We start from the raw sequence: 14,314 nt of genomic DNA, 5'->3' as shown, positions 1-14,314 counted from the left end.
CCAGCAGGATGCTGGCTTTACCAAAATTGCTGGTGGATAACTAGGAGCTGGAGATGCTGAAGCGCAATTGTACTCTTCGAAGGCGGGAGAAAGCCTTTCTGTAGCTGAATATTGTTTTTCTAGTGAAGTGGCCTGATGGAACACACTGGGATGGTATAAGAGTTGAAGTTGTATTTGTAACGTACAAATTACATATCAAGTATATTGCTTGCGTTCAAAACGAAAAAAAAATACCATAAAATCTGCTTAACGCAATCAGGGTATCTAAATGAGCATTAACGACACACAAAGTGATATTACCGATTTGATAATAAACGCTTTCAGGCGTGATTTTTGGCTTAACGTACAAGATGCATTATATGCTAAGTATGCTGCAGCACAGGAAGTAACTGTAGCAATATATTAAAACTTGGTGAATCGGAGCAACGTAGATTTAGGCCTCAGGCTAGGCACTATGGCCTTAATTCAGCATTGAGGGAGGCCGCAAGTCGCTCTGGTTATCTTTGTTACGATGCTGATACATCCCCGAAAGGGGAGCATTACATTATTATCGATTCAGAAGGTGTTAAAATTAGCCGTATTGGGTTAAATCACGATGAGCGCCATATAAGAGGTGCTAAACATCGTTCATTGATAGCCCAATTGAATGAAAAATTTGAAGGCTATACTCCAGATCTTTTTAGAGAAGAAGATAGTAAACATCATAATGACATTGATACGTTAGGTGTGTTGTTAATAAATATTAATCCACCATATCATGAATCTCAGGCCAGCATGATGGATTTAAGGATTGTGGTTCCTTTTACCAATATGAAAGGTTTTCACTATAATAAATCTGTAACGGAGCTTTTAGCCCTCTATACTGGAGAGAAGAAGATAGTCATTCCTGATATGGTTTTACCTAAGCTCAAGAAGCGCCTGAAGGATCAGGAAAAATAGAATAGGTGAGACATTATGAGAGTGGGAATTTCTGGTTTCCAATCTGAAAGGTTGACACAGATAAGAGAAGCGAGGGGATTATCGAAAATTAACCTTGGTAGGTTAGTAGATCGTTCGCCATCAACTATTACCAAATGGGAAAACGGTAATCATTCCCCCGATGCAGAAGTATTGCATAGCTTAAGTCAGATTCTTAATTGCCCGGTAAGTTGGTTCACAAAGCCTATTGTTAAGTACGAAAAAAAACCAGTATTCTTCCGAACACTTTCAACCACGGCAAAAGACTTATGTATCGCCTCAGAGCGATACATGGGGTGGTTTCAAGAGTTATCATGTAAGATGCAAGAATATCTTGATTATCCAGAGGTTAACATTCCTCATCTTAACGTAAAGGATTACAGAGCGATAGATGATCAATTGATTGAAAGAATGGCTTTTGAGTGTAGGAAAGCTTGGGGATTAGGTATTGCACCGATAGATGATCTATTACTGGTAATGGAGAATGCGGGGATAGTCTGTTCCAGATTTGAACAAGGTAGTTCTGTAATGGATGGCTATTCTCAATGGAATGATTTAGAGAATAGACCGTATGTGGTTTTAGCTAGTGATAAAGATAACTATTATCGTAGTCGATTTGATGCTGCTCATGAATTAGGTCATATAGTCTTACATCGATATATAAATAAATTTGATAATATCAATTTTAATCCAATAGAAGAGCAAGCACATAAGTTTGCGTCGAGTTTCATGCTGCCGGAAGAGTCATTTTCTGTAGAGCTTCCTCCATATCCTACATTGCAGAATTTCATATCTCTAAAAAATCGCTGGGGGATGTCGGCACAATTTATGATCCTTAGAGCGAGAAATTTAGAATTAATATCTTCTCTGGAATATCAGAGGTTATATAAAAATATTTCTGCTAGAGGTTGGCGAAAAGGAGAGCCGCTTGATGATCTTAGAAAACCAGAGTCGGTTCGTTTGTTACCTAGGTGCTTAAATCTATTATTGGATTCTAGAACTTTTAGTAAAAAAACACTTCTTGAGGAATTTGGTTTCCCAAAAGGAGATTTAGAGGATTTATGTTCAGTTCCTAAGGGATTCTTGTCAGAATCACAGGTACTTGATTTCCAATCCAGAATACAATTGAAGAATAGTATTAATATATCTACTACACAACAAGATACAAACGTCGTCAATTTATTTAATAGAAAGTAAAATTGGGAATTAATACTAACACCTGTTATTCTGTTCGTATCGGCCTGAACATCTGATAACCTAAACAAAAGCTGCTGTGTCATAACTTTGAGGATAAGTAATGACGCAGCATAGTTTTATCAAAATTTCGAATGACACCCTGAGACCTGCGACTCCCGCAGCCAGGGAATACCTGCACTCCAAAGTGAAGTGGGGCGATGTGCTCTATGCGGATTTTAAGAAAGCACGTAACCCACGTTTCCATCGTAAATATTTTGCCCTTCTGAATCTCGGCTATGAATACTGGGAACCTGCTGGGGGTACCATTTCCCCGGAAGAGAAAGCGCTTGTGCGTGGCTACGTACAATTTCTTGCACACTTCGCGGGCAGTGAAGATGTCTTACAATCCGCTGCGGATGAATATCTTGCTGGCATATCTAAAAACCGAGCCCAGAATATTACTGCCACCAAATCCTTTGATGCCTTTCGGCGCTGGGCAACAGTGGAATCAGGGCACTATGACATTTACGAAATGCCCAACGGCAGTCTGTACCGTGAACCTCGTTCAGTCAGTTTCGCCAAAATGGAAGAGATGGAATTTCAGGAGCTTTATAAAGATACATTAAACGTGCTTTGGAACTTTATTTTGTATCGCAATTTCCCGACCCGAAACGCCGCTGAACATGCAGCTTCTCAGTTGTCCGATTTTATGTAATGAGAGGCAGAGCCAATGGCTAAAAGTGAAAAACAGTGGCTTTCTAATGTGACATTACTGGGATGTATCTGTTGTCGGAATATGGGGTTGGGAGTAATACTTGCGGAAATTCATCATGTGGGAGCGGTACAAGATATGGCCCAAAGGGCTGCTCATTTCTCCATTCTGCTGCATCCTCGCTATCATCGAGCGTTTGCATCCCACGGGCTTTCATGCGGCACCGAAGACATGGCAAGCAATCCACAGTATGGCAACGGAACTATTGCCCCAAGTTAAAAGGGAAGTTGAAGAGGTACGGTTATGTCGGGTGTGATATTTTCAACGGATGGGCTGCAATTGACTCAGGCACAAGAAATTTGGTTGCAGGACTGGTTATCCAAGTTCGGTGCATGGGTGTATTCTGGCAGGCTTGATAAACGTCAGAGCAGTATGATTGCTGAGCTTATGGCGACGGTATAGCTGAGAGGTTATCCAGAACGTCCGATATGCAATGATGATGACGGAATGTTAATCGCTAGGGTAGTAGACCATATTTACCACATTGATCGGGTTGCATTTGGGATGTTGCTTAGTCGATATGTTTATTGTGTATCTGATAGAGCAATTGCCAAACATTATCATGCAACGGTTCAGCCAAGAATTATGATCCGCAGAAATGGTATGTTGCGTAAGCGAAAGCCATCAATGTCAACTTGTCGGCGTGAGGTTGAGGAAATATTAAGAGCAACGGAATATTTGATTTATCAACCATTGCAAGATGCCTTTATAAGACGGGAACAGGAAAGAAAATCAAGACTTTTGTCACGAACGTGTTGACATCTTTGAACTTATGAGCCACTATTTCAGTATATGTTGTGATAGTAGTATTCGTGACTGATAGCCTCGCCCAGTGCGGGGTTTTTTATTGCCTGAAATTCAGATAAGACTTGCTGTTGTCATTGGTCAGAGTTACATGTGTGTCTATGCACAATAACTGACCAAAGGTTTAAATTATCATGCTAAAACATGAAGATATGACAACAACAGCCTCATGTGTTTTAGAAACAGTACCAATGTATGACTGGGTTTCTATTCCCGATGTTTCAACTCTGACGGGGCTATCAACACCGCGTTGCCAATTACTTTTAACTCAATTTTGTCTGGCTGGCTTGATGGAAAGCCGGGACAACGACACCTTTTTCAAGCGTTGCCTTTGATGGGGTGACTTCTTAAGCGGTGAAATGGATGGCTGGTGGAGTTGACGACACCAGCCATTCGCCTGTTCTGTGCTAACCAGAGAGTAAGCTAGTATCGATTATGGAAAATATTGTGAATTTAAGTGGTATCACATTAATTAATGACGACTCTCTACGATTTATCAAAACGTTACCAGACAACTGCATAGACTTAATCGCCACCGATCCCCCCTATTTTCGGGTAAAAGAGTGTGGTTGGGACAGACAATGGGAGGATGTAACGGCTTATCTTGCGTGGCTGGATGAAGTACTGACTGAATTCTGGCGTGTGCTGAAACCCAACGGCAGTTTGTATATATTTTGTGGTTCGCGTTTGGCGTCTGATACGGAAATCCTTGTTCGTGAACGGTTCAATGTGCTTAACCACATTATCTGGGCAAAACCTTCTGGTCCGTGGCGCAGGCAGAATAAAGAAAGTTTAAGGGCTTATTTCCCTTCTACTGAACGGATCATATTTGCTGAACATTATCAGGGGCCTTATCAACCTAAAGGTGATGGGTATTTCCACAAATGCCGCGAACTTAAGCAATATTGATCATAAGTAAGATATTTGACAGGGAACTGAAAGATAATTATGGGAAAAACTTGGACTAAATGGGAAGTTATGGAGATTCAATTGTAAATCCTTTTCAGTATTTGAAAGGCAGACCGAACGAGAATCATGTTTAGTCTGCCATCTGATTTTACTAAGCTCAATTAGTTTGACCTGCCTATTCAGACTCGTTATCGAATAACTTACCTTGCAGGCGATCCAGTTCCTCCTTTCGAATACGTTTCACTACGCTGTAAATCCATTGAATAGAAACACCAAACTTACGAGCCAGGTCATGATGATTTTTACCGTTAAATTCGTTGAAAATCTCACGATCACGGAGGCTGACTTTCCAAACCATGCCCATAGGAAAATAGACATTCTGACCGCCCCAAACCTGCATCATATGGTTCGCAACAGCTTCACCAATTTGTTCGGCTAACGCAGGCTCAACATGGATTATTTCACTGACCGTGCAAGCTGTATGCTGTGCCAGTTCGACTAGCAACTCAGGACCTTTGCTACGAAAGTTATTCACACCATTCATACTTTTTCCTCGTGACACGGTTCTGCCACTTCTTCAGTTTTTCAATAATGCTGCTGGCTTGGTCTGAATCTAACCACTGTAAACCATCAATATTCGTTTCACGCTTAATCCAGTGAGCTAAGGCTTGTTCAGAACCATTACGAACAATACCTATAGATGCCATTTCCAGCCACAATGCACGTATCTTCTTTGATTGGGGATGACTATCTAATGGACGTGATTTTTTGGATTTCCTAAAGGATTGAATTTTAAAACCGCGCTTTTTCATAGCTTCCAAAACGCGAGTTAACTGCGGGATATCCATTTCCCGCGTAGAGGCTTTTCCGGTTTCTGAAAGTAACATCTGGCGATACGTATCCTCGTCTAGTTTTAGATCACTACGTGCAATATGAAAGTAAGCTGAATAAGTTTCTGTTTTGCCATCTTATTCATCCTCTGCTATGTACTCTTGAATTAAGTAAACCAAAATAGCCAGCATTAACTTGATACTACTGAGCTTGGCTTTTCGGTATAAGGCCGTTTTATCCATGAGTGGTCTCCAGTGGCTGTAAATCCCATGTTGCCACAGATACACCGTATTGCTGACTACAATGTGGACAAACTAAGATTAAATCGACAACCCACTCACCAAATTCAGGAGTTTGGATAACATTGGCTTGTTTTAGATTCATTTTTTCAACAGGTTGTTTGCAGTGATTACATGTTATTTTCATAAATGTGCTCCTTACTTAATTTTCTATTCAAATGGATAATTGAAAAATTTTCTTTACCTGAATTAATTGATATTTAATTAATATCTTTTATAACAGCTTTATTTAAATAATTACGGGGTGTAAGAAGCCGCAGTCGCTTTAAACATAACTTTTCTTTCTACCATATTTAATTACCTGTTACTTAATGAATGCTTTTATTAATACCAATATATTTTCTTCTTTTCCTCAACAAAGAAATTTTTGCAAGTAGATCGACAATGAAATTCCGAACTTAATATTTACAAGACTTCCATTTCTTTGGTTATGGTATGTTCCGCCCTTGTTGTAACCAACTTGAAATTAATAAAATCAGAAATTAGTCGAATCCGCCTTGAATATTTAATTTGTGATAAGGAAGTTTTAATATGAATATTTTCAATATTAATTGCTGAATAGAATTTTTTATCATAATGATATCTTTAGCTAACACTGCGAATAATATTGGCATCAACCATAGGTATCTCATTAATTGCAGCCATGTTCATAGCTGCAATAATCAAGTTTCCGATAGCTAATGGATATAATAAACTAACAGTTTCTTTACCACTATGCCGACTAAGACATAAACGGTCACGGATAGCACCAATAACGCTATTATCTAAAATCTTGTTAGTCTTCATGCCTACGCGACTAAATTTAAAATCCAGAAATGTTTCCAGATAATCATTAAGAGGAAACAAATTAACAACTTCACAACGTTGCACTACTTCACGAACCTCTTGATTACGTTCAGATAGCTTCAATTCCAGTTCAGACTGACCAATCAAAATGATCGATAACAGTTTTTTAAATCCATCTTCCAGTTCAAAGAATCGTTTAAGGTGTTTTAATGTCGGTAAAGGCAACGAGTGTGCTTCTTCTATTATTAACACATGTTGATAGCCAGCGCGTGAACTGTCTTTCAATATCTTGTGCAACTGGCGGAAGCGTGCTTCAGGCGATCGTTTCAAGTTTTCCAATGGCGCTAAGGTATTCACAATAGCTTCAACAATGTTTGATGCTTTCAAGGTTTTACCTTTTACATCATTGTCTTCCATTGCTAATACGTAGGGTTCAATAACAATAACGGGGGTATTTTCCCTGTTAATACGGTCAATAAGATCACGACGCAGTGTCGTTTTACCTGAACCCGATTCCCCTGATACTGCCAGAAAACCACCATAGCGGGCTGTTTGATACATGGCTTCCCGTACATAACGGCTATCTGGAGTCACAAAAACATCTTCAGCACTTTGAATTGCACTATCTTCAAATGGATCACGAAATAAACCAAAGTGCTTTTTCGTAGCTGGAAATAACACTTGTTTTTTTAGTAACATGTTTTCCTCCTCAGAAATGAGGGTTGTATTTTTATTATCGGTATAGATATCTGATTTATTGGTTGTTTGTACCACCTCAAAACTTTTTGCGGTATCGATACCTCTTTTTGCCAAGAAATCAGTAATACGCTGACGAATTGCATCTGCGTTCTGTCGTGGCCATATATTGTGATTAACAATTTGAGCCAACGCCGCCGCTGAAATTCCTGCCGCACTTGCTGCTGCACTTTGTGTTAACTGATGTACCTGTAACTGCTGTTTAAACACCAGCATAATAATCCCCCGTTAAGCGGCTATTTTTATTTCTGCATATTCCATTGATAATAAGAGATAGCAACATCATTCCCTGGAAAAACATCCTTTATATTTCTTACGTTATGATGAGTTTCACGAAAACAAACTGGATCACTTTTATAAATAAACCTCAGTTGTATTTTGAGTTGTCAGTGAAAGCAGTGGATCATGAATTTTAATTGCTATTTTTCTTTTCCTTAATATACACCATGAAAAATTAATTACCGTTAACAATATTGCATACAACAGTTGTTGATTTCCCTATGAATTCATCAACCAACTCATCAATTTGATCTGTTGGAACACCATTAGGAAAGCGTTTAACTATTTGCTGATAAAATTCACCACGCCATGTCTTACCATGTGATTGGAACCGTTCACGTAAAATTTTGACAACATCAACGGGGTTCATAAGCTGTTCAATTCGTGGACTATGTACCGTAGAGGCTTGTCCACGTTTTGGCATATACGTTGGTGCATCATTACGTTCAATATCCAAATATGGATCAAACCGACCATTGAGGGGAAGTGTTTTCAATTTACGTGCTATTTCAGTTTCAGCCGTGTTGTTTGTCCCCATGATTTTCTGTTCAACTTCGGCTAAATTACGTTGTGCAATTGTTTGAGGAATGGCTTGGAATTCACTACCAATTACAGGTGCGCCGATGGCAAAGCCGTACTCATCTTTAGTAACTTCATTAACAAGATGAAAAGCCTCAAAGCCATCTTCACCAGTAATGACTACCTGTGCCTCTTCGTCACGCCACGGATTGCGGGTGATCATGATTGAATCACCAACACTCACCCCAGGAACAGTACTGACGTCATACTCACGTCCCCTGAAAGATACTCGCAAGGTTGCCTGTACTTTACGGCTTTCTGGGGTGCTAATTGCCAATTCACGACAAACGTTAATGGCAGGTGCTTTTACTAACTGTTCTGCTGTGATTTTTAGCCAGCAATCTGTACGGGTTTGTCCATGTCGGCTATGTATTGCACTGCGGTTAAACTTCATACGCCATAGCCGTGCCAGACGGTTAAGTTCATCAATATTATCAACCTGTCGAAAGCGTAAACCGGATTCGAAATTGCGTTCGATGATGTCACGTGCTTTTTCAACAGAGCCCGTAGCACGGGCGTTACGGGCCTTGTGTTGTATCATTTGAATGCCTAGGACCTTACACAAGTTACGTAGTGTAGGTGCTGTCAAAGCAGAACCGGGGTCAGTAAATAAAATTTGGGGTACACCGTGTAATACATCTGCGTCACCACGATCTTGCATTGCGTTAATCAACACAGAAGTAAAATTCTGACTGGTTTCACCGCCAAATAAGTATTCAACATATATCCAGCCACTTGTGTGATCTGTTAATTCAAACGACCAGACGCGATCATTAATGATACGAGCCAGATTTTTCGGCTTATTTTTATTAAATTCAGCCACAGGCATCATGCGTAATCCACTGTCAACCCCATTGTTTTTATTAGGGTTTTTTAGGTAATACAACACACAAATTGAGGCGTCTAATTCCCAGACATGATTGGGATGCAGGCTAGCCAATTGTAGGCTGGGCGCAGGCATTTTCAACTGTTCAGGATGAAGTTTGTACTGGCGCAATGCACGACTAATCGCGTCAATGGATAACGGAGAAAATTCGCCTGTTTTGGTATCAATATGGCCTGCATTAATCAGGCCATTTGAACGCAGATCATTAACGGCCTGTTCGAGGCTATATAACCGTTTCCCTGTATTACGAGTGGCCTCCATCAATACCCCTGAGATCAAAGTTGCTTCTTCACGTGTCAGCGCGCTATTACCTGCATCAGAACGTTTCTTGCGTGGCTTTTTGCCAGAAACTTCACCAAGTTTTTTAATCAATGTTGAACGTGACATACACAGCTCTTCACAAGCCGCCCGATATATTGCTTCTTTACTGCCATGTCCGGCTTTATGTGCTGCCTGTGCAATAGAAACTAATCGTTCGGTCATTGTGGTATTCATGTTATTGCCCTTATTTCTTCAGTTTCTTTTCAAGCATTTTTTTCAACTCAGATTTATTCATGTGCCTCTTCCTTATCCATCCATTCTGGTCGTTCGAATTTTTCCTCTTCTGCTTCCGCACTTTCTTTAGCCCAATCAGGAACAATGCTGTGTTCTCTGTACTCAGGCAGATTAAAGTGATTACGTAGGTTACGAATTTTGACTTCAAGGTCATCGAGTACGCCTGCCATAAACCCAACATGACTAATATCGGTGCGTGTGGTATGGTCATTAAGTGTTTCAAATCCATTGAAAAGATTGGTGATAGCGGCATCAATAGCAAAAGACAATGAATTAACCTCTTGTGTCAAAGCTGCACCTTCCTCTTCAGGTTTTTCATGATTAATTCGGCGCTGAAGTTTGTGCTGGATTGCAGATTTCTCCTCAATCAAATTACTAACAAGTTCCTTTTTTTCCTGCACCGTCTGGCGTGAGATTTCCAGATCAGCGCGTGTATCACGCAGGGTCTTACGTAGTTCGCGGACAGACATGCGATCAATATCATCTAATGTCAGACCAGCTACAGTGCCACCTTCAGCCAATTCTGACAGTTCATCATCATCTTCAAGCATCAACTCATACAGTTTGGAACGTCCCAAAAGCGAAAACGTTTTCGCTTTTGTTTCTAATCCAGGTGAAAGAAATTTGAGTGCAGCTTGTGCCATTTTTTGGGCAATACGGGGTTCCAGACCGAGTTGATCCTTAACGATGTTAACAAACTCGCCATGAGGTTCATTCTCTTTAAGAATAATGAGACGCTTCCCAGCTTCTAACATCGCTTCAGCACTCTGAGCCATGTAGAAACGGGTTTCATGGACGATGCGATCACGTTCATACGGCAAACCATCACCAAACTGTTCCATGATTTGCAGGCGGTGTGTTGTCATAGCGTTGAGATTGACCTGTAGATCGTCGGCAAGTTGAACATCTTCGGCCAGTTTTACTGATGTTGTATTTTTTGAGCGTGCCATTGTATGAATCTCTTGTTAATTAATTTCTGCTACCAGCCAAAACGCGCTGATTCATTTCTGTAATTTTGGCTTGGGTGTTAGCCATTTCATTAGAGAACGATTGTGCTATTTGCAGTAATTGCATACCGGGTGCATATCTGCCGCTACCCAGTTTTTGCGCCAGCCCTTCTTCTATTAATGTATTTAGTGCACGATTAATATTTGTAGGAGATTCCTCCAGTAATTCCGCTAATTCACCATTACTCATCCCAGACAAGGAATGACCACGTAGAGCCTTAAGAACTCGTAATATGCGCGTACCAGAACTGGAAACGTTAATTTTGCGCATGTCACATTCTCCCTTTTCAATATGTGATAATCTGTTACATAGAGTGATAAAATAGTTAGCCTATATTTGGAGTTTTTAGGCCAAGTTTTACGGCTATCTCATGGGCTTTTCCGTAATTAGCTTTGGATTGCCCATTAAGAACGCGGTATACAGCCTCGCGCGAATAACCGTTCTCGTTTGCCCATTGAGTAACTGTGATACCGTCTTGCTGAAAGCGCTGTTTGATTTTCTCCGGTGTCATTGTTTTATCTCCAGTCGTGCAATGATAGTGTTTTGATATATGCCAAATTATGTGAACTTTTATTCTCTTTGTCAATGGTGGATTTGTGAACTTTGATTCTCTTTGTGCGGCTCGTCTAAAAAAAGAAAGAAAACGCCTGTCTTTAAAACAAGATGAGGCGGCTCAAATGTGTGGTGTATCACGTGAGATGTGGAGCAAATACGAACGTGGTGTAGCCGTTCCTGGTGGTGATGTATGGGTTGCATTTGCATTGGCTGGAGCGAATGTTCAGTTTATTCTTACAGGTACATCCTCCTCCAATGTTGTATTATCTCCAGATGAATCTGAGTTGGTTCAATACTATAGACAAGCACCATTAGCTCTTAAGGTTGCTGCAGTAGCGGCCTTACAGTCAGGACTCTCGAACGTTAGTTCAACAAAGCAAAAAATAACAGGTAATGGAAACCGAATTGCAGGTAGGGACTATAACGAGCATAAAAAGTAGTTGTGGTAAAAATGTAGTTGCAATGGAGGTCTCATTTGAAAATTAACGGGGATAACAATCGGGTCGCGGCTAATGATTATCATGAGTATAATTATAATGGCCCAGAGCCATGCCCATATTGTGAACAGCGATATTTGACACCAGGTCGACAATATTGCCGACATTGTGAAGCTGAGTTTGAAGATGCGGAACAACAACGTAGAAATCAGGAAATAGATCTACGATTTGCGTTGATATTGATTGTTGCTGTTTTTTGTATAGGAGCTATATTTCTTTTACTTTTTAAGTTTGGTCCAGAAGAATGGCAGGCAGGAGCTGCACTGGGGATGGGGGGGTGTTTTTTCGTTATAGTATCTATATTACGGAAACATCAATTGTAGATTTATTATTTATCATTTCACTTTGGGGATAACATCTATGTTGACGTTACACGGTTCAGTTACGATAATTTTCGTATTTCTGATATTTGGTTGTGGTGAAATGAATACACAGGAAATAACAGATACATCTACTATTTCTACATTGAAATTTATAGTCAAAACAGATAATCCGTTAGTCCAAAAATTATTGCCAACTATTAGGGAAATGTGCCCAGGATTGGATAAATACTCTGATCAATTTACTGACATCACAGTTTACGAAAACAGTTATCCTTCACGCACAACTATCAAATTTCATATTGATGAAAATGCCAAACTGTCTAATGATTATATGGCTCATGGAAATAATTGTTTTCTTGATATAGAGGATAACGAAACAGTTTTATCCATATCTAAATCAGCTTGCCAATCTGTTTGTTTAGATCAACAGAATGTACCTGGTGGAACATTGAAATTGAAACTTTAGAAACAAATAGGATATTTATGTCTACTACAAACATAGAAAAGTTTAATGAAATTGTAGGTATTATATTTGGGAAACTATATGAGTCATTTCCTTTAAAGATAGATCTTTTATCTATAGAGGTAATCGGTGAACCCCTTCAATATTCTGATGGAACATACTCTGACGAACTTTGTACTACAGTAGAAGATCATAGATTTTTTCTGGATACAGTGGATTGGCTCATAACGAATGGTTATTTGGCAGGGACTATGAGCTCTGAAGGTTGTCATAGAGCCGTATTAACGGCTGAAGGTTTAGAAGTTCTTAAAGTAATCCCTGACAGCTTAGAAACCCCATTAGGTGATCGTATTAAGGAAACACTGAAGACTGAAAGTAAAGAAGCATTAAGGTCTTTAATTAGCCAAACTCTCGGAATAGGTTTACAGTTTGTATCCCGTTCTATTGGCTTAGGTTAAAGGTAAAAAATGGCAAAGCAAATATATTGCCTTGCCATTCTCGGTTATTAGAAATTACAAATAATCAGCTCTTTACTCTGTTTAGCTTTCCCCGTAACTTTCAAGTTGTAACCGATATTGACTACTTGCATTTTCAATCCTTTGAATGCCTTACGCATTTCTGGAATATCGTTCACCGAAATTACCATTTCCCCTCGGATGGTATGTGCTAGTTCTGCTAATAGATCATAGTTCTCAAGTCCGAAATCTATGCCATATCCTTCGGTACCCCAATACGGCGGATCACAGTAAAACAGCGTATGTGGCCTGTCGTACCGTTGGACGCATTGTGTCCAGTTCATATTTTCAATGATCGTTCTTGCTAGTCGTAGGTGAGCCATTGATAGCTCTTCTTCTATTCTGAGTAAATTAAATCGCGGTGGGCTGGTGGTGGAAGTACCGAAAGTATGTTCAGCAACCTTACCGCTAAACGCCTGCTTTTGGAGATAGTAGAAACGTGCTGCTCTCTGAATATCGGTTAGCGTTTCTTCGGGGGTAATCTGCAACCATTTATATATTTGGCGGCTGACCAATGCCCATTTAAATTGCCGGACAAACTCTTCCAAGTGATGTTTTATTACGCGATAAAGATTCACCAACTCACCATTAAGATCATTAATCACTTCACATTTGCTCGGTACTTTTAGGAAATACAGCGCGGCAGCACCACAGAACGGTTCGACATAACAGGTATGCTCAGGAAATAACGGTAAAATATGTTTTGCTAATCGGCGTTTACCACCGATCCACGGAACGATAGGTAAAGATTGTTCTTTCATTATCCGTAAGCCTTTTCCATTAGCTGAAAATGAGTTAGGCTTTCCCGGTCATCAATAATCAATAGCGGAAAGAGCCTCGGTTGACTCACAGTACATACCTGTGAGTTGATAGCCTACCCAGTATTCGAGTGTTAGGCAGGTCGCTCTTATCCTGTCTTTTACTTTTCTGATGCGCTCTTAACGCCCTTTAAAATCCTTTTCCCGATAAATTTGCAAAACTGTTTCCATCAACGACTACGGAGACAGTTCAGTGAAAACTTTCAAATCGTTTGTATCACTTATCAAAAAATTACGCCTCGGTGGCTGGTTGTTAACAGCTGTTCTATTGCTGATCACTATCGGTTTAGTTTCCCCTCAACAAGTCCCTGTTGTGATTTACAAATTGTCGCTTATTGCTCTGGCTGTTGTCTTGGGGTACTGGCTTGACCGCAGTTTATTCCCGAAAGCAAGGCCCGGTCAGTATCTGAAATATGATGAAATACTCATGAAAGAAGGAAAATATCCCGTTCAGACTGGCTACCATATGGTATTTGCTGCCGTTCTGATACGCCGTGCACTGATTGTTGCCGCTACCTGTCTGAGCGTAGCTACAGGGTTGTGATT

19 protein-coding genes and 3 pseudogenes are annotated in these 14,314 nt (G+C 40.1%); 13 read left to right on the top strand and 9 right to left on the bottom strand.

Annotated features, from left to right (window positions below):
• The first annotated feature begins 268 nt into the window (after positions 1-268).
• The 8 genes and pseudogenes from PluTT01m_RS27685 to PluTT01m_RS17870 form a co-directional block, all read left to right on the top strand.
• Complete coding sequence (locus PluTT01m_RS27685; protein WP_232507875.1) at positions 269-406, top strand: hypothetical protein; 138 nt, start codon at positions 269-271, stop codon at positions 404-406.
• A gap of 65 nt (positions 407-471) precedes the next feature.
• Positions 472-939 carry a hypothetical protein gene (locus tag PluTT01m_RS17900; protein WP_011147651.1) on the top strand — a complete coding sequence of 156 codons (468 nt, stop codon included), beginning with the start codon at positions 472-474 and terminating at the stop codon, positions 937-939.
• 15 nt (positions 940-954) lie between these two features.
• Positions 955-2,154, top strand: a complete 1,200-nt coding sequence (locus PluTT01m_RS17895) for a helix-turn-helix domain-containing protein (protein WP_011147650.1) — start codon at positions 955-957, stop codon at positions 2,152-2,154.
• Between the two features lie 100 nt (positions 2,155-2,254).
• A complete protein-coding gene (locus tag PluTT01m_RS17890; RefSeq protein WP_011147649.1) occupies positions 2,255-2,848 on the top strand; it encodes a DUF1367 family protein in 594 nt (197 codons plus the stop codon).
• A gap of 15 nt (positions 2,849-2,863) precedes the next feature.
• Positions 2,864-3,124, top strand: a complete 261-nt coding sequence (locus PluTT01m_RS17885) for a hypothetical protein (protein WP_011147648.1) — start codon at positions 2,864-2,866, stop codon at positions 3,122-3,124.
• 24 nt (positions 3,125-3,148) lie between these two features.
• Positions 3,149-3,664 (top strand): annotated as a pseudogene (locus PluTT01m_RS17880) (antiterminator Q family protein).
• A 179-nt stretch (positions 3,665-3,843) separates the two neighbouring features.
• Positions 3,844-4,044: a hypothetical protein gene (locus PluTT01m_RS17875; protein ID WP_011147645.1), complete on the top strand. Its 201-nt coding sequence runs from the start codon at positions 3,844-3,846 to the stop codon at positions 4,042-4,044.
• 100 nt (positions 4,045-4,144) lie between these two features.
• A pseudogene (locus PluTT01m_RS17870) lies at positions 4,145-4,612 on the top strand (DNA-methyltransferase); the annotation flags it as partial.
• Between the two features lie 181 nt (positions 4,613-4,793).
• Here PluTT01m_RS17870 and PluTT01m_RS17865 read toward each other — a convergent pair.
• From PluTT01m_RS17865 to PluTT01m_RS17825, 8 genes and pseudogenes are all read right to left on the bottom strand, one after another.
• Positions 4,794-5,162 (bottom strand): Mor transcription activator family protein, encoded by a 369-nt coding sequence (locus PluTT01m_RS17865; protein ID WP_011147643.1) that lies wholly within the window; start codon positions 5,160-5,162, stop codon positions 4,794-4,796.
• Positions 5,146-5,585: pseudogene (locus PluTT01m_RS17860) on the bottom strand (gp16 family protein). The gene PluTT01m_RS17865 and the pseudogene PluTT01m_RS17860 overlap by 17 nt, the downstream one beginning before the upstream one ends.
• 98 nt (positions 5,586-5,683) lie before the next feature.
• On the bottom strand, positions 5,684-5,875 hold the full coding sequence (locus PluTT01m_RS17855; RefSeq protein ID WP_011147641.1) for a hypothetical protein: 192 nt from the start codon (positions 5,873-5,875) through the stop codon (positions 5,684-5,686).
• A 458-nt stretch (positions 5,876-6,333) separates the two neighbouring features.
• Positions 6,334-7,506, bottom strand: coding sequence for an ExeA family protein (locus PluTT01m_RS17850; RefSeq protein WP_011147640.1), 1,173 nt, complete (start codon positions 7,504-7,506; stop codon positions 6,334-6,336).
• Positions 7,507-7,744: 238 nt separating this feature from the next.
• Positions 7,745-9,529, bottom strand: a complete 1,785-nt coding sequence (locus PluTT01m_RS17845; RefSeq protein ID WP_011147639.1) for a DDE-type integrase/transposase/recombinase — start codon at positions 9,527-9,529, stop codon at positions 7,745-7,747.
• 53 nt (positions 9,530-9,582) lie between these two features.
• Entirely contained in the window at positions 9,583-10,539 is a 957-nt protein-coding gene (locus PluTT01m_RS27155) for a hypothetical protein (protein ID WP_041380256.1), read from the bottom strand.
• A gap of 19 nt (positions 10,540-10,558) precedes the next feature.
• Positions 10,559-10,867 carry a helix-turn-helix domain-containing protein gene (locus PluTT01m_RS17830; RefSeq protein WP_011147637.1) on the bottom strand — a complete coding sequence of 103 codons (309 nt, stop codon included), beginning with the start codon at positions 10,865-10,867 and terminating at the stop codon, positions 10,559-10,561.
• Between the two features lie 55 nt (positions 10,868-10,922).
• Positions 10,923-11,108, bottom strand: coding sequence for a DNA-binding protein (locus tag PluTT01m_RS17825; protein ID WP_041380255.1), 186 nt, complete (start codon positions 11,106-11,108; stop codon positions 10,923-10,925).
• Positions 11,109-11,193: 85 nt separating this feature from the next.
• Here PluTT01m_RS17825 and PluTT01m_RS17820 point away from each other — a divergent pair, with 85 nt between their 5' ends.
• The 4 genes from PluTT01m_RS17820 (at position 11,194) to PluTT01m_RS17805 (ending at position 12,893) form a co-directional block, all read left to right on the top strand.
• The gene (locus PluTT01m_RS17820) at positions 11,194-11,592 is read left to right on the top strand and encodes a helix-turn-helix domain-containing protein (RefSeq protein WP_011147635.1); all 399 of its coding nucleotides are present in this window, start codon (positions 11,194-11,196) and stop codon (positions 11,590-11,592) included.
• Between the two features lie 35 nt (positions 11,593-11,627).
• Positions 11,628-11,972, top strand: coding sequence for a prepilin peptidase (locus PluTT01m_RS17815; RefSeq protein WP_041380254.1), 345 nt, complete (start codon positions 11,628-11,630; stop codon positions 11,970-11,972).
• 100 nt (positions 11,973-12,072) lie between these two features.
• Positions 12,073-12,438, top strand: a complete 366-nt coding sequence (locus PluTT01m_RS17810) for a hypothetical protein (RefSeq protein WP_125043781.1) — start codon at positions 12,073-12,075, stop codon at positions 12,436-12,438.
• 17 nt (positions 12,439-12,455) lie between these two features.
• On the top strand, positions 12,456-12,893 hold the full coding sequence (locus tag PluTT01m_RS17805; protein ID WP_011147632.1) for a hypothetical protein: 438 nt from the start codon (positions 12,456-12,458) through the stop codon (positions 12,891-12,893).
• A gap of 47 nt (positions 12,894-12,940) precedes the next feature.
• Here PluTT01m_RS17805 and PluTT01m_RS17800 read toward each other — a convergent pair whose 3' ends face one another.
• Positions 12,941-13,711 (bottom strand): DNA adenine methylase, encoded by a 771-nt coding sequence (locus PluTT01m_RS17800; RefSeq protein ID WP_011147631.1) that lies wholly within the window; start codon positions 13,709-13,711, stop codon positions 12,941-12,943.
• A 250-nt stretch (positions 13,712-13,961) separates the two neighbouring features.
• On the opposite strand from PluTT01m_RS17800, the gene PluTT01m_RS17795 reads away from it, so the two are divergent.
• Positions 13,962-14,312, top strand: coding sequence for a putative holin (locus tag PluTT01m_RS17795; RefSeq protein ID WP_011147630.1), 351 nt, complete (start codon positions 13,962-13,964; stop codon positions 14,310-14,312).
• The last annotated feature ends 2 nt before the right edge of the window (positions 14,313-14,314 follow it).

Source organism: Photorhabdus laumondii subsp. laumondii (assembly GCF_003343245.1).
GTDB classification, from domain to species: Bacteria; Pseudomonadota; Gammaproteobacteria; order Enterobacterales; family Enterobacteriaceae; genus Photorhabdus; species Photorhabdus laumondii.
This window is presented reverse-complemented; position numbering and strand designations above follow the sequence as displayed.